This is a genomic window from Ruegeria arenilitoris (assembly GCF_013032855.1).
In the GTDB taxonomy this organism is placed as follows: Bacteria; Pseudomonadota; Alphaproteobacteria; order Rhodobacterales; family Rhodobacteraceae; genus Ruegeria; species Ruegeria arenilitoris.
Genome location: NZ_WQDA01000002.1, coordinates 188,942 through 207,530 on the forward strand (window position 1 = coordinate 188,942; position 18,589 = coordinate 207,530).

15 protein-coding genes are annotated in these 18,589 nt (G+C 60.9%); 8 read left to right on the forward strand and 7 right to left on the reverse strand.

From position 1 onward, the window contains the following. Positions 1–70: 70 nt before the first annotated feature. Entirely contained in the window at positions 71–1,294 is a 1,224-nt protein-coding gene (gene hemA / locus GOW72_RS07080) for a 5-aminolevulinate synthase (protein ID WP_170366259.1), read from the reverse strand. A 341-nt stretch (positions 1,295–1,635) separates the two neighbouring features. On the opposite strand from hemA, the gene GOW72_RS07085 reads away from it, so the two are divergent. Further along, positions 1,636–3,021 (forward strand): dipeptidase, encoded by a 1,386-nt coding sequence (locus GOW72_RS07085; RefSeq protein ID WP_170366261.1) that lies wholly within the window; start codon positions 1,636–1,638, stop codon positions 3,019–3,021. A gap of 158 nt (positions 3,022–3,179) precedes the next feature. Here GOW72_RS07085 and lpdA read toward each other — a convergent pair whose 3' ends face one another. Further along, positions 3,180–4,574 carry a dihydrolipoyl dehydrogenase gene (lpdA, locus tag GOW72_RS07090; RefSeq protein WP_170358809.1) on the reverse strand — a complete coding sequence of 465 codons (1,395 nt, stop codon included), beginning with the start codon at positions 4,572–4,574 and terminating at the stop codon, positions 3,180–3,182. A 211-nt stretch (positions 4,575–4,785) separates the two neighbouring features. On the opposite strand from lpdA, the gene GOW72_RS07095 reads away from it, so the two are divergent. Further along, positions 4,786–5,217, forward strand: a complete 432-nt coding sequence (locus GOW72_RS07095) for a hypothetical protein (RefSeq protein WP_170366263.1) — start codon at positions 4,786–4,788, stop codon at positions 5,215–5,217. On the opposite strand, the gene GOW72_RS07100 is transcribed toward GOW72_RS07095, so the two are convergent. The 4 genes from GOW72_RS07100 to GOW72_RS07115 all read right to left on the reverse strand — a co-directional run bounded on the left by GOW72_RS07100 (position 5,214) and on the right by GOW72_RS07115 (position 11,758). Next, positions 5,214–5,792, reverse strand: a complete 579-nt coding sequence (locus GOW72_RS07100) for a DUF924 family protein (RefSeq protein ID WP_170338132.1) — start codon at positions 5,790–5,792, stop codon at positions 5,214–5,216. The two genes, GOW72_RS07095 and GOW72_RS07100, sit on opposite strands and share 4 nt — an antisense overlap. Positions 5,793–5,900: 108 nt before the next feature. Beyond that, entirely contained in the window at positions 5,901–7,172 is a 1,272-nt protein-coding gene (locus GOW72_RS07105) for an MFS transporter (RefSeq protein WP_170358807.1), read from the reverse strand. 108 nt (positions 7,173–7,280) lie between these two features. Next, entirely contained in the window at positions 7,281–8,327 is a 1,047-nt protein-coding gene (gene queA / locus GOW72_RS07110; protein WP_170366765.1) for a tRNA preQ1(34) S-adenosylmethionine ribosyltransferase-isomerase QueA, read from the reverse strand. A gap of 44 nt (positions 8,328–8,371) precedes the next feature. After that, a complete protein-coding gene (locus GOW72_RS07115; protein ID WP_342355355.1) occupies positions 8,372–11,758 on the reverse strand; it encodes a YhdP family protein in 3,387 nt (1,128 codons plus the stop codon). Between the two features lie 68 nt (positions 11,759–11,826). Between GOW72_RS07115 and GOW72_RS07120 the strand changes: the two genes are divergently transcribed. The 6 genes from GOW72_RS07120 (at position 11,827) to GOW72_RS07145 (ending at position 17,505) form a co-directional block, all read left to right on the forward strand. Continuing rightward, positions 11,827–12,288 (forward strand): peroxiredoxin, encoded by a 462-nt coding sequence (locus GOW72_RS07120; protein ID WP_170366267.1) that lies wholly within the window; start codon positions 11,827–11,829, stop codon positions 12,286–12,288. A gap of 77 nt (positions 12,289–12,365) precedes the next feature. Beyond that, positions 12,366–13,184, forward strand: coding sequence for a ferritin-like domain-containing protein (locus GOW72_RS07125; protein ID WP_170366766.1), 819 nt, complete (start codon positions 12,366–12,368; stop codon positions 13,182–13,184). Positions 13,185–13,359: 175 nt separating this feature from the next. After that, complete coding sequence (locus GOW72_RS07130; RefSeq protein ID WP_170366269.1) at positions 13,360–14,685, forward strand: DUF5930 domain-containing protein; 1,326 nt, start codon at positions 13,360–13,362, stop codon at positions 14,683–14,685. Then, positions 14,675–15,178, forward strand: a complete 504-nt coding sequence (locus GOW72_RS07135; RefSeq protein ID WP_170338122.1) for a bactofilin family protein — start codon at positions 14,675–14,677, stop codon at positions 15,176–15,178. The genes GOW72_RS07130 and GOW72_RS07135 overlap by 11 nt, the downstream gene beginning before the upstream one ends. 179 nt (positions 15,179–15,357) lie before the next feature. After that, positions 15,358–16,047 (forward strand): aquaporin Z, encoded by a 690-nt coding sequence (gene aqpZ, locus GOW72_RS07140; protein ID WP_170366271.1) that lies wholly within the window; start codon positions 15,358–15,360, stop codon positions 16,045–16,047. A gap of 234 nt (positions 16,048–16,281) precedes the next feature. Beyond that, positions 16,282–17,505, forward strand: coding sequence for an isoprenylcysteine carboxyl methyltransferase (locus GOW72_RS07145; protein ID WP_170366273.1), 1,224 nt, complete (start codon positions 16,282–16,284; stop codon positions 17,503–17,505). Between the two features lie 16 nt (positions 17,506–17,521). Here GOW72_RS07145 and GOW72_RS07150 read toward each other — a convergent pair whose 3' ends face one another. Beyond that, positions 17,522–18,484, reverse strand: coding sequence for a DUF3179 domain-containing protein (locus tag GOW72_RS07150; RefSeq protein WP_170366275.1), 963 nt, complete (start codon positions 18,482–18,484; stop codon positions 17,522–17,524). Between the last annotated feature and the right edge of the window lie 105 nt (positions 18,485–18,589).

Genomic DNA, 18,589 nt, shown 5'->3' on the forward strand with positions numbered 1-18,589 from the left:
CGATTCGTCCGCTACTTTTGTTAGCGTAAGCTTAACACGCGGCAAACAAGTTGCACATGTCGGCGTTAGGTTAACCAGCAAGTTCGGCGCGATTTAGCGCACAATGTGACCAAAGTTCGTCCATGGCCTGGACCAGACGGTTCATCTCGTTGGGTCCATGAACCGGCGAAGGCGTAAAGCGCAGACGCTCCGTCCCCCGCGGAACGGTCGGGAAATTGATCGGTTGCACGTAGATCCCGTAGTCGTCCAGCAGCATGTCGCTGAGCTTTTTGGTGTGCACCGGGTTGCCAACGATCACCGGAACGATGTGGCTGCCGTGATCGATCAGCGGCAAGCCCAGACCCTTCAGTCGCAGCTTGAGGATCTTGGCTTGGGTCTGATGCTGCTCACGCAGTTCGGGCGCTGTCTTGAGATACGCCACCGAGGCCGCAGCACCGGCCGCGACCGATGGTGGCAGCGAGGTGGTGAAGATGAAGCCCGGGGCATATGAACGGACCGCATCGCACATCTTCGCGCTTGCTGCGATATACCCACCCATCACGCCGTAGGCTTTGGCCAAAGTGCCATTGATGATGTCAATCCGGTGCGCCAGGCGGTCCCTCTCGGTCACACCGCCACCGCGCGGGCCATACATGCCAACCGCGTGCACTTCGTCGATATAGGTCAGCGCGCCGAATTCGTCGGCCAAGTCGCAGATCTGTTCGATCGGACCAAAGTCGCCATCCATCGAGTAGACCGACTCGAACGCGATCAGCTTCGGCGCCGCCGGATCGTCGGCCTGCAGCAGCTCGCGCAGGTGCTCAACGTCGTTGTGACGGAAGATCCGCTTGGCCCCGCCATTGCGGCGCACGCCTTCGATCATCGACGCGTGGTTCAGTTCGTCGGAATAGATGATCAGCCCGGGAAACAGCTTGGGCAGCGTGCTGAGCGTGGCGTCATTGGCGATGTAGGCGCTGGTGAACAGCAGGGCCGCTTCCTTGCCGTGCAGATCGGCCAGCTCGGCCTCGAGCCGCTTGTGGTAGACGGTCGTACCCGAGATGTTGCGCGTCCCGCCAGAACCCGCTCCGGCTGCGTCGATCGCCTCGTGCATCGCCGCCAGCACGACGGGGTGCTGCCCCATGCCAAGGTAGTCGTTGCCGCACCAGACGGTGATGTTCTGCTGTGACCCGTCCGGACGCGTACGCACGGCAAGGGGAAAATGTCCGTTGCGGCGTTCGATGTCGATGAAGGTCCGGTAACGGCCTTCGTCGTGCAGCCTTGCAATCGCTGAGTCGAGCTGAGCAGTGTAGTCCAAAGGACCCTCCTTCGTGACCCCGCCGCAGGGTGATTGCACGGCAAGGCTGTGTTCCGATGCGTATCATAACCGATTTTTCGGCCGCATCCGCGCCTATTTTCAGGTTTCCTGCCTAACGCCCAGACAGGGGTCGCAACTTTGATTTGCATCAATTATCGCCTTGAACCCGCAGCGACAAGTAAAGTTGAGACCATAAGGCGCGAGGAAACGACGCAGGTTACGTCCCGTTTCGCGCAGAATGTTTCCGATCAGACGCGCGTTTTCCCGCCGCTACGGGCTGGACGGCGCTGCCAGCGCTGTTAGGGTCCGCCGCAATATCTCATCCATTCAGGAGTACACCCATGTCGCTTGACGCCACTCTGAGCAAAATCGACTCTGACCTCTCAGCCTCCATCGAGCGGCTGATGGAGTTTCTGCGAATCCCGTCGATTTCCACCGATCCGGCCTTCAAGAAAGACGTGGACAAGGCGGCCGACTGGTTGGTCGACGACCTCAAAAGCATCGGGATTGATGCGAAAAAGCACCCGACCCCGGGCCACCCGATGGTCGTGGGCCATGTCGGCGACGACGCGGACGCCCCGCACGTGTTGTTCTACGGCCATTATGATGTGCAGCCCGTTGATCCCTTGGACCTGTGGAACCGTGACCCGTTCGACCCGGCGCTGGAAGAGACAGAACACGGTCAGGTCATCCGCGGACGGGGCTCTTCGGATGACAAGGGTCAGCTAATGACATTTGTCGAAGCCTGCCGCGCCTGGAAGGCGGTCAACGGCAAGCTGCCTTGCCGCATCACGTTTTTCTTCGAAGGCGAAGAGGAGTCCGGTTCACCTTCGCTGGTCCCATTTCTCGAGGCCAACAAGGAAGAGTTGAAGGCCGATCTGGCGCTGGTCTGCGACACCTCGATGGTATCACGCGGGGTGCCCTCGATCGCATCGCAACTGCGCGGCATGCTCAAGGACGAATTCACCATCATCGGTCCGCGCATCGACCTGCATTCCGGCCATTACGGCGGCCCCGGCTTAAACCCGCTGCGGGAAATCTCGCGGATCGTTGCCTCGTTCTACGATGAGGAAACCGGACGGGTCGCTGTGGAAGGTTTCTACGAAGGAGTCCACGAAGTCCCCGCCGAACAGCTGCGCCAGTGGGAGAACTGTGGTTTTGACGAGGCCGAGTACCTCAACTCGGTAGGCTACACGCGACCTCATGGTGAGAAAGGGTACTCGACCCTGGAACAGCAGTGGGCGCGCCCGACGCTGGAGATCAACGGGCTGTGGGGCGGCTACAATGGCGCCGGTTCGAAAACGGTGATCCCCAGCCAGGCGCACTGCAAGATCACCTGTCGCCTGGTCGGTGAAATGGACCCGGACAAACTGCGCGACAAGATCCGGAAGCATGTTGAAGACCGGCTCTCGCCTGACGCCAAAGTCGTCTGGGACAATGATCTCGAAGGCTCCCCCGCATCCGTGATGAACCTGGATCGCCCGGAATTCGAAGCGGCACGCGCCGCACTGTCCGACGAATGGGGGCGCGAAGCCGTTTTCACCGGCATGGGAGGATCGATCCCGGTGGTGGGGTATTTCAATACGGTCCTGGGTCTGGATTCAATGTTGGTCGGCTATGCCAACGACGATGACGCAATCCATTCGCCCAATGAAAAATACGACGTGAAGAGCTTTCACAAAGGGATCCGCTCGTGGGCCCGAATTCTGGACGCTCTGAGCCGATAGCCGCGAATATCGCAAGGCGCTGCCTTGCGCTCCGGGATACTCCGAGCCGGGTGAAGCGCGGATGCGAACTTCATCTGGCCGGCAGTATCCCGGGGGTGTCGCGGGCAACGCGGCCGGGGGCACCGCCCCCATAAGCCGCAGCCCGCGGACAGACCGTTTTACATGTGGATCACGCGCCCGTAGGCGTCCAAAACCGATTCATGCATCATTTCCGACAAGGTCGGGTGCGGGAAGACTGTATTCATCAGGTCTTCTTCGGTAGTCTCCAACTGGCGACCGACGACATAGCCCTGAATCAGTTCGGTCACTTCCGCACCAACCATATGGGCGCCCAGCAACTCGCCGGTTTTCGCGTCGAATACGGTTTTTATCATGCCTTCCGGCTCGCCCAATGCAATTGCCTTGCCATTGCCGATGAACGGGAAGCGGCCCACCTTGACATCAAAGCCAAGCTCCTTGGCCTTGGCCTCGGTATAGCCAACCGACGCGACCTGGGGATGACAATAGGTACATCCAGCGATGCTCTCCGGTTTCACGGGATGGGCATGTTTGCCAGCGATGAGTTCTGCGACCATCACGCCTTCGTGGCTGGCCTTGTGCGCAAGCCAAGGCGCCCCGGCGATGTCGCCGATTGCATAGAGGCCATCGACCCCGGTCCGGCAGTATGCATCCGTCACCACATGGGTGCGGTCAATTTTGACGCCCAGCGCCTCAAGCCCGAGGTTCTCGACATTTCCGACGATCCCAACGGCAGAGATGACAGTATCGAAATCGTGCTTTTCGACCTTGCCGCCGGTTTCGATATGAGCCGTCACCTTGCCTTTGCCGCGATCCAGCTGCTTGACCATGGATTTCTCCATGATCTTCATGCCCTGTTTGACAAACGATTTCTTGGCGAACGCGCTGATCTCGGCATCTTCGACCGGCAAGACCCGATCCATCACTTCGACCACGGTCGTGTCTGCGCCCAACGTATTGTAGAAGCTGGCAAACTCGATCCCGATCGCTCCGGACCCGATAACAAGCAGCTTTTTCGGCATCCGGGCCGGTTGCAGCGCATGTTTGTAGGTCCAGACCAGATCGCCATCTGCTTCCAGGCCCGGCAACTCGCGCGCACGGGCACCGGTGGCCAAGATGATGTTCTTCGCCGTCAGATCCTCGGTGCCCTTGTCGGTCTTGACCGTCACTTTGCCTTTCGACGGGATTGTCGCCTCGCCCATCACGACGGTGACTTTGTTCTTCTTCAGCAGATGACCGACGCCGCTGGTCAGTTGCTTGGCAACCCCGCGCGAGCGTTTGACGACCGCGTCCAGATCGTAACCGATCTTGTCGGCACTCAGACCGAAGTCCTTTGCGCGCTCCATCAGGTGGAACACTTCGGCCGACCGCAGCAAGGCCTTGGTCGGGATGCAGCCCCAGTTCAGGCAGATGCCGCCCAGATGCTCGCGCTCGACCACGGCGGTCTTGAGGCCCAGTTGGGCCGCACGAATGGCAGCCACATAGCCGCCGGGGCCCGCACCGATTACGATCAGATCAAAGGATTGTGCAGCCATGTTTACCTCTCGGCGCAGGTCGATTGAAAACTAGTTTACCGTTAAACTATTTTTTTGAACGCATCAATATGCTGCCCCGCGACATATGTGACGCAGGGTCATCAAAACAAGAGCGCGCGGTATTCAGCCTATACCCCGCGTCCCTTGAAGGCTAGAAAAGACCTGCAATCATGTTCGAATTTCGGATCTGCAGATTTTAGGGAAACCAATCATGGCCAGGACTCTCAAAGATTTGTTGCTTGCCCTTTTGAACGCCACACTGATCCTTGTGGCTCTGTGTCTGTTCCTTGGTTGGAAGCTGGCGCGAAGCGTCGAGAATATTCAGGACAACTTCAGAGAAAGCCTGCAAATGGTTCAGCCGCTGCGTGAACAGGCGCAGGGCGTCCGAGAGGATCTTGCAAGTCTGCGCGCTGATCTGTCCGGTATTCGCATCCTGGGAGATGATGAGCCGGAGTTGAAGCAGAAGCTTCAGCAGGCGCTGGTGCGATTGGACGAGGTCCAGGCCAAGCTGGAAACCACGCAGGCCCGCCTCAACGAACTGGTCGAAAACCCTCAGCTACTGATTGATTACGCAATCACCACGGCCGTCGATGCCACAACGGCCAGGCTGATCGAATTGCGCGGATGTGGGAAGGCGGCCTAACCCGCCGCCTGCAACTCACGCACCGTTGTGCCGTATCCGCCGCCGCTGACATATGCGGCTTCGGGTGCCGTCGTCTCACGGGCAAGCGCCGCGTTGCGGTACGGGAAACGCCCGAATTTCCGGATCACCTCACGATGGGCGCGGGCATGCAGCAGGTTGCTTGCACCATGTTCCGGCATGCGCTGGCACATCAGGCGCACACAGCGCTCCTGATCGCACAGGTTCTCTGAATGCATCATCGGAAGGTAGAAGAACTGTCGGGCGGGCTCGTCGATCTTCAGATCCCATTCCTTGTCGACGGCACATTTCGCCGCTGCCAGTGCCGCCTTGTCGGACGAGAAGGCTTTGCCGCTGCCCCGGAACATGTTGCGCGGAAACTGGTCCATGAGGATGATGTAGGCCAGCGATCCGCTGGGATATGTCAACCACAGAGAGAACTTACCCTCGCACGCGGCTTGCCATGTCTCAAGGAAGCGGTCCCGTATCTGCGCATCCAGCGCTTCATCTTCGCGGTACCACCCCTCGGGGCCCACTTCATCCAACCAGAAACTCAGTACTTCTTCAGGACCAACCATTGCCCTTGACTCCGTCTGTTCCCCCCCGAGGGACGTAACGTCATATAAGTCGGTTTTACAGACTTGTTACAGTAACATATTGCAACATTGACGACATAAATCCGGCGGTCAGGCAGGTTGGTGTTCTTCCTCTTCGTCCTGCGCCGCTTCGATCGCGACTTCTTGCGCAACTTCCAGTGCGACCGGCGATGCCGTCGGGTACAGCGGCGACATGGTGCCGGTTTCGTCCACGGGCACCGAGGCCCGCTGGGTCATCCGGTAGACCGCATAGACCGCCATGGCAAACAGTAGTGCGGCAATGAACAGGAAGAAGCCGGACGGCCCGAACACGGCATCCCCCATCAACCAGCCGGTGATCAGCGGACCGGCAATTGCGCCAAGCCCGTTGATGAAAATCAGCCCGCCGGACGCGGCCGCCATATCTTCGTGCTCGAGGTAGTCGTTGGTGTAGGCGATCAGCAGGGAATACAGTGGATTGGACATGCCGCCGATGACAAAGGCCGCAGCCAGCAAAACCGGGAAGTCGACCCCGAAAACCATGCCCACCGCCGCACTGATGCCGCCAACGACCGACACCAGCAGGATCAACAGGCGCCGGTCCATACGGTCCGAAAACCAGCCCAACGGGTACTGCAGAACCAATGCGCCGATGTAGAATGACGCCACAAAGGTTGAAATCTCGACCAGTGTCAGCCCGGCCCGCGCGCCGTAAACCGCGGCCATGCCGAACTGAGCCGAGAAGATGCCGCCCAACAGGAACATGCCGACACAGCCCAAGGGCGACGTGTCCATGAGCTGCCTGAGCGTCATCGGCTTGGTCGTATCAAACGCCGGCGTCGGTGAAATCGACAAAAGGATCGGCGCAAAGGAAACGGAAACCAGGATCGAGGCAATCACAAAGGTTTCGTACCCGGCCGGGTCACCGACAAGCATCAGTGCCTGCGCGCTGACAATACCGATCATCTGGACGATCATGTAAAGCGACAAAGCCTGGCCACGGTTTTCGTTGCTCGCGGCGTTGTTCAGCCAGCTTTCGGCGGTCACGTACACGCCGGAAAAGCAGAACCCGATCACAACACGGCCCAGCGACCACGCGATCGGATCGGTCAGCATCGGATAGCTGATCATCACGGCAGAGATGAAGGACGCCAGCGCCGCGAAGACCCGCACGTGCCCGACCCGCCGTATCATCTCGGGTGCAAGACGGGATCCGCCCAGAAAGCCCACGAAATACGCGGACATGACAAATGACATCTGCAGGGTCGAAAACCCTTCGATCTCGCCCCGGACACCCAACAGCGTGCCCTGCAGGCCGTTGCCGATCATCAGCAGACCCATTCCGAGTAGAAGCGCCCACGCGCTGGCAAGTACCTGAAGCATGTTTGCACTCCAAATCCGCTGAACAATGGCTTTCGTTAAAGGATCAAACGATGTCCCGGTCGCGCTTGTCTACGACATTCGCCAGATTCGATCCCGCGATCCCGCCCTCTAAGGGATCAAAAGCGACGCGTCACCATAGGAAAAAAAGCGATAGCCACTTTTGATCGCATGATCATAGACCCGCAGCATCCTGTCCGGTCCCATCAGCGCCGAAACCAGCATCAGAAGCGTCGATTTCGGCAGATGGAAATTGGTCATCAGCGCGTCGGTGACCTGAAACTGGAAGCCGGGGTAGATGAAGATGTCGGTCTCCCCCTCCCAAGGCTGGATCGATCCATCGCGCGCGGCACTTTCGATCAGTCGCAAGGCGGTGGTGCCGACCGGGATGACGCGACCACCCGAGGCTTTGGTCGCCTGAATCTCGGCTGCGGCCTGCGGGCTGACCTGTCCCCATTCGGCGTGCATCTTGTGGGTCGTCACATCCTCGACCTTGACCGGCAGGAACGTTCCGGCCCCGACGTGCAGGGTAACATGGGTGAACTCGACACCTCGATCCGCAAGGGCTTGCAACAATGGCTCGTCAAAGTGCAGAGAGGCGGTCGGTGCCGCCACGGCCCCGGCCTGCCGCGCCCAAACGGTCTGGTAATCGGTCTTGTCACGCTCGTCCGCCGACCGTTTGGCCGCGATGTAGGGGGGCAAAGGCATTGCTCCGGCCTGCTCGAGCGCCCGGTCGAAATCATCGCCCTTCAGATTGAAGCGCAGATGGGCCTGGCCGTCGGCGACCCCTTCCAGAACCGCGCTGAGGTCGACGGAGAACACGATCTCTTCGCCCACCCGGATCTTCTTGAGCGGTTTCAGCAATGCGCCCCAGGTGCCGTCCGCGCGGGGCTCAAGCAAGGTGGCCTCGATCGCGGCCGAGACCGGACCCTGGGCGCTGTCACGGTGACGCCGGCCGCTCAGCCGGGCCGGGATGACGCGCGTGTCGTTCAGCACCAGCCGATCACCGGGGCGAAGCCAGTCGGGCAGGTTGAACACCCGATCATCCGAGATCGCGTCACCCTGTGCCACCAGCAGGCGCGCCGAAGACCGCGGGCTGGCGGGCCGCGTGGCAATCAGATCATCAGGCAGGTCGAAATCGAAATCACTCAGCTTCATGGCGGCGCCATACATCGCCCGAACAGATTCGGCCACACTCTGCGTCAGCGGTCCTCGCCCCGGCTACCCACCGACGGGCTGGGTCCGTCCGGTGCGACAGGCGTTGCTTTGGGGCCGTCGGAAACGGTTGGGGCAGGTTCTCGTAGCAAGTTGCGCAGAAACAGTGGCGCCAGACCGGACAGCGGGTTCACGGACACTTGCGGGGCCGAGATCGGGCCCACCAGCGTATAGTTGAACGCGAATACGCCCTCGCCCTTCTTGGTCAGGACGCTGCCAATCGCGTTCACCATATAGATCGGAGAGATCGCGCCGCGCAGGTTCAGGAACTTTCGTTCGGTATCCACAGTCCCGTCGAAGGACAGCCCCATCGACGGCCCGACCGCACTGCCGCTGAGAATCTTGACCTCGGTCGGCGTGATCCGCATCTCGCTGTCGATTGATGAGAAGTAGATCCCCTGCCCGGCCATCTCGGTCAGCAAACCCACAAGGCTGATGGCATTCAGCAACGCCGCCATGGCCGGAGCATCCTGGATCCGCGTGTCCGTGATTTTCAGTGTCAGATCGTAGTTGCCCGGGCCAGCCACCGGATTCAACCGGAGTTGCAGCTTTCCCCCTCTGGCCTGGGTCAACAAACCGGCAGACCGCAGCACCGCACCGGCGTCCACGGACTGCAGGCTAACCGCACTGCGTGATCCGCTGGGCACGACCTGACCCTGGACCGGGGCGCCTCCGTTGACCTGAGCGGAAAATCCACCCTTCAAACCTCCGGTCGTTTCGAAATTGCCCTTCAAACCGGTCAGGGCTACTTCCTCGGTCACCTGCAGCCGGTCCAGCGCCACGTCAAGGTTCGGGCCTCGACCGGATGACGCGCCGCCGCCGCTGCTACTGCCGAACGTCGCTTTGCCCAGGTTTAGAACGCCCCCCAGAACGCGGATATCCGGCGCCGCGGCGCCACGGCCGATCAACTCGGCCGGAACAGCCAACCAATCGCCCAGTTCAAAAGAACTGAACTGAACCCGATCCAAAGCGCCATTCGCGATCGAGATCGAAGCCACCGCGCGCAATCCGGCGGCATCAATCCGCAGGCTGTCCACTCGCAGTTGATCGCCCAGCGTCGCCTCGGTGGCCAACGTGCCGGCAGTGGCTGCGGATTTTTGCCAACCCAGTTCGGGAATTCCCATTCCGACGCCGACCAGATCAGAGGTCGCGGTCAGCTTTGTCGGCTCTCCCCCTCCAATTCCAAGACTGATCTCCGCCACGCCTTGCCCGGTCAGCATACCGGACGGCAATCCGGCCTTCAGTTCATCCATCAGCCGCGGGGACAGTTCGATCTGCCCGCTGAGCGTGCTGCGTTGCGCTGTCTTGCCGCCGATCGGCTGTCGCCAAGTCGCCTGTATCGGCACCTCTCCGAACAGACCGTCTCCGTCTATGGCCACCTGGGTCTGATCCCCGCTCAGGCGCAGTTTGGCGGCGCTGATGCGAAAGCCCGGAACCAGTTTTTCCGTATCCAGATCAATCAATTCACCCAGAACGTGAAATTGCGTGTCCTCGAATTTCAGCCCCTTGATCAAGGGCAGAGACAGAGTGCCGCCCAGTCGCACGCTGCCCGAAGCCAGATCGACCGGAAGGTTTGCCTTGGTCAGCAATTGCAGCGGCGCCCGGTCAAGCAACGACAAGGCCGAGGTCACACTGCCACTGGCCTGAACACGCACGATGCCCGGTGTGTTCTTTTTGATGTCGGTATCTGGGATGATGAACGACGTCCCAGAGGCATCAACCGCGCCACCGTCATCGGCGATCACGACGCCCTTGCGGGCGGTTACCGTGAACCGACGGCCAATCAGCGTGGCCTGCCCACGCCCGCCTTGGATCGGCGGCAAGGTCTTGGCAAACCGAACCAGCGCATCATCGAAATCGAAATCAAGATACAGTTCGGGCTTGGAGTCTCCGGGCCGCAACCTCAGAACAAAGTCCATGTCCGACAGATTGCCTTCGTACAGGTTTTCGGTCACCCATTTGCGCGGCTTCGGGGCCAATCGGGGCGGCCAGTAATGCAGCAGCTTGTCCGATGCCATGTGCCCCAGCCGCGCGTTCAGATCCACGCTCCACCCCTCCGGCAGGCCCACAAGCTCGCCCGAAGCGCGCAACAGGTCTTCGCCATCTTCGACCACGACCTGCCCCAGTTGCAGCCGGAAGGGGTTCAGGCGCACTTGGAAGTCCAGATCGGCCTGCTTGACCTCAAGCGCATCAACGAACAGGTCGGCCGGGTTCACCCGGATACCGTTCAGACGGAACTGCACCGCCATGCTTTCCAGCGTGCCGGCCTCTACACCCTTCAGATAAGCTTTGCCCTCGCCCTGTACGCTACCCCAGCCCGACACCACGGAAACCTCGTTGAAATCCAGAACCTGCTGCGCCGGATCATAGGTGAAATACGTGCGGGCGGAGTCGAACGGAACCGGTCGGGTCTCGGGGTTGGGCTGAACAGCCCCTGCCCCAAGGTTCAAGGTTGCAAATACAGGCCCGAGCGCCCCCGCCCCGTCGATACTGCCGCGCAATGCGCCCGAGATCGGCGTGTCCAACACCTGCAACCAGGCCAGCGCAGGCGATTGCGCCGCGACGTCGGTCGCTGGAAGATCGGTGATCGAAATCCCGAACTGCGCCTCGGGTGAGCCGAGCGTGCTGGTGTAGTTCGCTTCGATCATGCTGACATAGTCACGGCCCGCCAGCACCGAGAACCCGGTCGCCAGGCGCAGGGCGCCTTCGCTCCTCGTCGCCAGAATATGCCCGCCGTCCAGAACCCAGGACCGCCCAAGGCGCAGGTCCCGATAATCCAGCGTAATGGCGTCAAGCTCGACCGAGGTCAGGGACGACAGGACCGGTGACAGGAACACCTGATCGGACTGTTCGATCAATTCGGCCAAGGTTGGCGCATTCTGCACGGGCGCGCTGCCGGAGCCGACGGTCAGCGAGAGCGATCCGTCCTCGGCTCGGGTCAATGCGATCTGCGCGCCGTTGAGGGTGATCCGCTTGGGCCGGACATGGCCGCGCAGCAGCGGACGCATCGCCAGGCTGGCCTGCATGCTTGAGACCTGAGCGATCTGGCGCCCCTCGGCGTCGCTGATCGAAACATCGCTGAGCCGCAGACGCGGGCGCCATTCCTTGTTGATGATAAAGCTGACATCGCCGAACCGGATCTGCAGGCCGCCCAAAGCGTTTTCCAGCCGCGTTTCGACCCGGTCGCGCAGCCATTCCGGCGCGTGGATCCGATGGCCAAACACCATGACCCCGGACAGGACGGCCAGAAACACCAGCAGGAACACCCCGCGCAAGGCCCACAGCCCGGCTGTCCGCCGACGGGATCGGGGGCGCGGCGGTTTCCCGCCCTTCTCAGCCTCGTCCTGTTCGTCTTGCGCCAATTTGCCGTCCACGTCTTTCAACCTGCCCGAGCCGCCCTATGATACGCGGCATCACCTACAAATCCTGACCGGAGTTCAAAATGCCTGACGTTGCAGACATCGCCCCCGATTTCACCTTGCCCCGCGATGGCGGCGGCACGGTTACTCTGTCGGACCTGCGCGGTGGTCCCGTTGTTTTGTTCTTTTATCCCCGCGATGATACGCCGGGCTGCACCAAGGAATCCATCGGTTTCTCGGAGCAGCTTCAATCCTTTGCCGACGCCGGCGCACAGGTTTTCGGCATCTCTCGCGACAGCGTCGCCAAGCACGACAAGTTCGTCGCCAAGCACGGGCTGACCACTCCGCTGCTGTCCGACGAAGGTTCGACCGTGTGCGAGGATTACGGCGTCTGGGTCGAAAAAAACATGTATGGCAAGAAGTCGATGGGGATCGAGCGCTCGACCTTCCTGATCGACGCCGACGGAAAGATCGCCCGCGTCTGGCGCAAGGTCAAAGTTCCCGGCCATGTGGATGAGGTGCTGGAGGCCGTACGCGCGCTTTGACGCTGCGGGCCATCCGGTCTAAGAGGCGGCAGTTTTCATCCAACCCGAGGATTACCGTGGCCAAAACCCTGACCCAGATGGCAACCGAGGTTCTGACCACTGCGGATGGGCGGTCCAAGACCGCCCTTTCCAAACGCTATGCCGCCAAATGGTTTGCGGCGCGCAACAGCGACGCCCCCGCGATCGAAGTCGGGACAGCCACGCCACCGTTGCATCCGTCGCGTCCTGACAAGCCCGAGCTGCTGTCGCCGCGCGACGTGCCGCGCCGTCGCCCCGGCTCGGAGGCTGGACGCATCGCGCTGCTGCACGCTGTGGCCCATATCGAGTTGAATGCCGTGGACCTGCACTGGGACATCATCGCCCGGTTCGGGCATGTGCCGATGCCGGTCGGTTTCTACGACGACTGGGTAAAATGCGCCGAGGAGGAATCGCGCCATTTCGAAATGGTCTGCGACTGCCTGGAAGCGATGGGCAGCCACTACGGCGCCCTCCCGGCCCATGCCGGGATGTGGCGTGCGGCCGAGGACACCGCCGAAGACCTGATGGGCCGGCTGGCGGTGGTGCCGATGGTGCTCGAGGCGCGCGGTCTCGACGTGACACCGGGCATGATCGACATCTTCCGCAAGGCCAAGGCCGATCAGGCCGTGGCCGCGCTTGAAGTGATCTATGCCGAAGAAGTCGGGCATGTAGCCTATGGCTCGAAATGGTTCCACTTTCTGTGCGGCCGCGAGAATGCCGACCCCAAGGACGTGTTCCACCAACTGGTCCGGCGCTATTTCCATGGCGCGCTCAAGCCGCCCTTCAACGAGGAAAAGCGGGCCGAAGCCGGCCTGCCGCCCGATTTCTACTGGCCTTTGACCGAGGATCTGCCGCCCCCGGGAGACGCGAAACGCTGACGGAATCGCGCCGCTTTCGGCAATTTTCTGCCGATGACGTGCGGGAAAACACCGTAATTGTCGACCAATCGGTTAACAAACTTGCCCAACCGGGACCGGCCCTTTAAGCAATCGGCCCAAGGGGCGGCGATCCACTCACGACCGGTCCCGACATTGGGGATGAGAGGTAAGGCGCGTGAGAACCCGTCTGGCAATCAAACTACACTCACTGCTCGAACGGCACTTCCCGGAACGCCGGGTCTTCCTGAAATCCGACAATGACACACGCTTCATCCGGCTCAGCTCGGAGACGCAGATCGTGGCAGCGCTTGGCGTTTCGATCATGGTCGGCTGGACGGCGGTCGCCACGGCGATCCTGCTGATGGACAGCATCGGGTCGGGCAACTTCCGTGAACAGGCCAAGCGCGATCAGGCGACCTATCAGGAACGGCTGAACATCCTGTCGCAGGAACGCGACGCGCGGGCCAAGGAAGCACTGGCCGCGCACGCCCGGTTCAACTCGGCGCTTCAGCAGATCTCGGCGATGCAGTCGGAACTGCTGGAATCCGAAAACCGTCGACGCGAGCTGGAAACCGGCATCGAGGTCATTCAGACCACCCTGCGGTCGACCATGAAGCAGCGTGAGGAAGCCCGGGCGCAGCTCGCCGAGCTTCAGGAGAAATCCGATGGCGCATCGGTTGCGATGTTCGTCTCTGCCGCTCCGGCACAGATCGAATTCATGGCCGACGCCCTGACCCGGACAGCAAAGCAGCGGGACCAGATCGCCACGGATGCACAGGCGGCACTGGACCAGCGCGATGAGCTTGAGCTGGAAATCCTGCTGATGCAGGAACGCAATGACGAGATCTTCCGCCAGTTGGAAGAAGCCATGGTGATCTCGGTTGAACCGCTGGACAAGATGTTCCGCGAGGCCGGAATGCCCACCGACCGGATGCTTGACGAAGTGCGGCGCGGCTACAGCGGCATGGGCGGCCCGCTGACGCCGATTTCCTTCAGCACCCGCGGCGAAGAGCTTTCGGCAGATGAGGTGCGCGCAAATCAGCTTCTGCAGCAGATGGACCAGCTGAATCTGTATCGCATAGCGGCCGAAAAGGCCCCGTTTGCCACACCGGTCAAATCGGCGTTCCGGTTCACCAGCGGATATGGTTATCGCCGCGACCCCAAAACCGGCGGGCGCCGGATGCACAAGGGCACCGACTTTGCGGCCCCGACGGGCACGGATATCTTCGCCACCGCCGACGGTGTCGTGACCCATGCGGGCTGGCAATCCGGCTATGGCCGTCTGATCAAGATAAAGCACGCCTTCGGGGTTGAGACACTTTATGCCCATAACTCGAAGATCCGCGTGAAGGTCGGCCAAAGGGTCTCGCGCGGGGATCACATTGCTGATATGGGTAATTCCGGACGGTCGACCGGAACGCATCTGCACTACGAGGTGCGCGTGAACGGAAAACCTGTAAACCCAATGGACTTCATCAAGGCTGCGAACAATGTTTTCTAAAAGCAAAATCAACGAGCCCGCACCCAAGGCATCCGAAACGGCCAAGCCGGCAGCCCCGGCGCCTCAGGCGACCCCTGCCCCGACCGAACAGAAGGCCGCAAGCACCGCGCCCAAGCCCAAGCCGCCGGCATCGGTTCTGTCGTCGGACCTGCACATCACCGGCAATATCAAGACCACCGGTGACATCCAGGTCGAAGGAACCGTCGAAGGCGACATCCGTGCGCATCTTCTGACTATCGGCGAAACCGCGACCATCAAAGGCGAAGTGACCGCAGACGACGTCGTGGTGAATGGCCGCATCGTGGGTCGTGTACGGGGCCTGAAAGTACGTCTGACCTCGACCGCCCGGGTTGAGGGCGACATCATTCACAAGACCATCGCCATCGAAAGCGGCGCGCATTTCGAAGGCTCGGTTCAGCGTCAGGACGATCCGCTGAACCCGGGACGCAGCGGCAAAACCGGAGCCAATCCGGCGGCTGAAGTCAGCCAGTAAACCGCTCCGAGTACCGAGTTCCAAGAACGCCGCGGCCACTGTCCGCGGCGTTTTTCTATGCCCATCAGGCAACAATCCGGACCCCTATCAGGGCCGCAAAGCCCTGCACGCGCGATACATTTTCACAAAAGGTGTTTTTTGAATTAAACTTCACCTCGTTGAAATTGGGAGGTTTTATCATGCGAGCAAAACTGATGGCCGAATTCTTCGGCACGTTCTGGCTGGTTCTCGGCGGTTGTGGCAGCGCGGTGCTGGCTGCCGGGGTCGCCGATGTGGGCATCGGATGGCTGGGCGTGTCGTTCGCCTTCGGCCTGACGGTCCTGACCATGGCCTTTGCGGTCGGCCACATATCGGGCGGTCACTTCAACCCCGCCGTCAGCCTCGGACTGATGATCGGTGGGCGTTTCCCGTCCAAAGATCTGCTGCCCTACTGGGCTGCGCAGGTGCTTGGAGCGATACTGGCCGCAGCCGTTCTGTACTTGATCGTGAGCGGCGCACCCGGCTTCGAAGGCGTTGGCAGTTTTGCCTCGAACGGGTATGGCGAGGCCTCGCCCGAAGGGTATTCGATGATGTCGGCGCTGGTGATCGAGATCGTTTTGACCGCCTTCTTCCTTATCATCATTCTGGGCGCCACGTCGGAAAAAGCACCGGCCGGCTTCGCCCCTATCGCCATCGGCCTTGGGCTGACGCTGATCCACCTGATTTCGATCCCGGTCACCAATACGTCGGTGAACCCGGCCCGCTCGACCGGGGTGGCGCTGTTTGCCGATGGCCCCGCCTTGGCGCAGCTGTGGCTGTTCTGGGTCGCCCCGCTGATCGGTGGCGCTTTGGGGGCCGCGATCTGGAAGATGATGGCCTCGGACGAATAGGAACCCGTCCTACTAATGAAAAACCCCTCCCGGCCCACGCCGGGAGGGGAACCTGTTTTCCGGTTGTGTGGGCCACACCCGCGGCAAGAATTCGACCGGTCGGGTCAGGGTGGTTGAATTTCCGGAACGAACCGCCAGAATTCGCAGAACTCTGTGAAAGACCTGATCATGATTTCCTGGCCAAAGTTCCGGCGCCCCGCTTCCGCAATTCCCGCATCCACCGCATGGATTGCGATGGCCAGTATTCCGCTGGTTCATTATTTCTGGCCAGACCTCGGCGCGGTCTCTGATCGGGATCAGACTGTTCTGTTCGCTCTGACGATCTTTGCCATTCTGGCCCTATCCGAGATTTTCATAGCACGAATTCATCGCAAGCCGGGCAGCGGCTTGGTCTACAACCCGGAAAACTTCAAAGACCCGGCGTATCTGGCTGATTTCTGGATCAAACTTATTGGTCTGGCGGCCAGTCTTGTGCTGCTTGCGCTGTTCTACTCCACCGCCGACCTCTACCGGGATGAATGGTATCAGCCGTTCTTTTCGCTGTTCGGCGACTACTGGCCGCTGATCCTTGCGATTGTCCTTTCCGTTGTCACGGCGGTTCATTTCTCGATGCGGCATCCTCGCGACGGCATGTGGCATCTGGGACGTGTGGTTTTGTCTTTTGGTCGCCAATCCACCGGGGCCCGCGAGTTGAAATCCTTCCTTCTTGGGCTGGGCGTCAAAGGGTTCTTTCTGCCACTGATGTTCTGCTATCTGGTTTATGACTGGAGCTTTCTGCAGACCCGTTCGCTGTGGGATGCGCAGGACTTTCAGCAGGTCTATGCATATCTCTACCGCTTTGCCTTCTTTCTGGACCTGACAATCGTCACCATCGGCTATGCCACCGCCACCCGGCTTCTGACCTCTCATATTCGCTGGACCGAGACGACGGTGAGCGGATGGCTGGTCTGCGTGATCTGCTATGCCCCGTTCTGGCAACTGCTGTCGCGCAGCTATTTCAACTATGTCGAGGATGGTTTCGCCTGGGGTGTCTGGCTGTGGGATTACCCTGTCCTCTACGGATTGTGGGGCGGCACCATCCTGTTCTTCCTGGCGGTCTATTGTCTGACCGCCGCGCGCATGGGTCTGCGGTTCTCGAACCTGACCTATCGCGGGCTGGCCTGCGACTTTCCCTACAACATCAGCAAACACCCGTCCTACATCAGCAAGAACATCACCTGGTGGATGATTTCGATCCCGTTCATCGCGGTCGACTTCTGGGCAGGCCTGGCCAACTGTCTGGCCCTGCTGGGTGTGAACCTGATCTATTTCGCACGGGCCTGGCACGAAGAGCGCTGCCTGTCACGCGCGCCGTCCTACCGAGCCTACAAAAAGCACGTGAACGAATACGGTCTTCTGGTCCGCATCCGGCGCGGCCTGAGCGGCTGGACCCGGAGCGTTGCCAGACAGGTGAATTGATCGCGCGGCGTGCGGGTCAACGCCCTGTCATCCAGATGCCGTCGGGCCAGAAGGCGTGGAAGGCAAACGCGAACATCACATCATGCACGACATCCCGTCCGGCACCATCCGTGACGCGGATCGATCCTATGTCGCGTCCCTTGTCGACGCGCCCGGCGTCCAGAGCCGAAGACTGCCCCGCCGACCAAACGATGACAACGCCTGCTTCTGACAATCGCCCAGCCGCACGCAATCGCGTCAGAGGCCAGGCCCGCTCACCGACACGCACCACCCGTTCGAGCGGTTGAATACCATGCGGAGGCAGCGCGCCGTCATACAGGAACGGTCTGCGCGCGCTGTCATACCCGCGATAAGGGTTGCGCCCGTAGTCCCGCGCAAAATTCGGCTCGGCCATCACCAGACCGTCGGGATTGCGCTTGCGGAACTGATCCCACCCTTCCATCCACGCTGGCAGCGCTGTCAACTGAGCACCGGTCAACTGGCCCACGATCGCCTCGCCGGTGGCTTGCTGCCACCAGCTTTCGGTTTCGCGGTCATACATGATCATGTCCGAATTTCGCAGCTTGCCAGACACGCCAAAACTGAGCACCCGTCCCGGGATACGCCGATCAAAAACCAGCCCCGAATTGCACAGTGGACAATAGGTAACCGCGACTGGACGGTTGCCGATCCGATCATTCACGATTTCATGCCAGATCAAGTAACGCAGGGGATAGGCGCGCGGACGCGTACCGGGCAGTTCCACCGTGATCACGGCCTCGGTCAGCCCCAGCCCGGTTTCCGCCGAAGCTGGGACAAACTCGGGTTTGTCGATGGCAGGGATGCCGTCTTTCGGCGGTCCGCCGGACCGGACCTCAGACCAGTCACCGATCGAGGTGACCGCAAAATCGGTTCTGGGCCATTCGTCGCGCCACAGGTTCGGGTCCGCGGACACCGCGGTTGCGCAGAACAGCAGAAGGGCAAACAGACGGCATCGCATGAGGCACCTTTGGATACATGCCATCGTGCGTCAGGCCGCGCGGCCGGGCCAAGCCCCTTACACAGGGACGTGAAGCGCCGTGCGCGGACAACCCGGCGCGCAATC

Bases quoted from the DNA above. Each gene is read 5' to 3' on its own strand.
- GOW72_RS07085 (WP_170366261.1), top strand. From the start codon at position 1,636: ATGTCGCTTGACGCCACTCTGAGCAAAATCGACTCTGACCTCTCAGCC.
- lpdA (WP_170358809.1), bottom strand. From the start codon at position 4,574: ATGGCTGCACAATCCTTTGATCTGATCGTAATCGGTGCGGGCCCCGGC.
- GOW72_RS07095 (WP_170366263.1), top strand. From the start codon at position 4,786: ATGGCCAGGACTCTCAAAGATTTGTTGCTTGCCCTTTTGAACGCCACA.
- GOW72_RS07100 (WP_170338132.1), bottom strand. From the start codon at position 5,792: ATGGTTGGTCCTGAAGAAGTACTGAGTTTCTGGTTGGATGAAGTGGGC.
- GOW72_RS07105 (WP_170358807.1), bottom strand. From the start codon at position 7,172: ATGCTTCAGGTACTTGCCAGCGCGTGGGCGCTTCTACTCGGAATGGGT.
- queA (WP_170366765.1), bottom strand. From the start codon at position 8,327: ATGAAGCTGAGTGATTTCGATTTCGACCTGCCTGATGATCTGATTGCC.
- GOW72_RS07120 (WP_170366267.1), top strand. From the start codon at position 11,827: ATGCCTGACGTTGCAGACATCGCCCCCGATTTCACCTTGCCCCGCGAT.
- GOW72_RS07125 (WP_170366766.1), top strand. From the start codon at position 12,366: ATGGCAACCGAGGTTCTGACCACTGCGGATGGGCGGTCCAAGACCGCC.
- GOW72_RS07135 (WP_170338122.1), top strand. From the start codon at position 14,675: ATGTTTTCTAAAAGCAAAATCAACGAGCCCGCACCCAAGGCATCCGAA.
- aqpZ (WP_170366271.1), top strand. From the start codon at position 15,358: ATGCGAGCAAAACTGATGGCCGAATTCTTCGGCACGTTCTGGCTGGTT.
- GOW72_RS07145 (WP_170366273.1), top strand. From the start codon at position 16,282: ATGGCCAGTATTCCGCTGGTTCATTATTTCTGGCCAGACCTCGGCGCG.
- GOW72_RS07150 (WP_170366275.1), bottom strand. From the start codon at position 18,484: ATGCGATGCCGTCTGTTTGCCCTTCTGCTGTTCTGCGCAACCGCGGTG.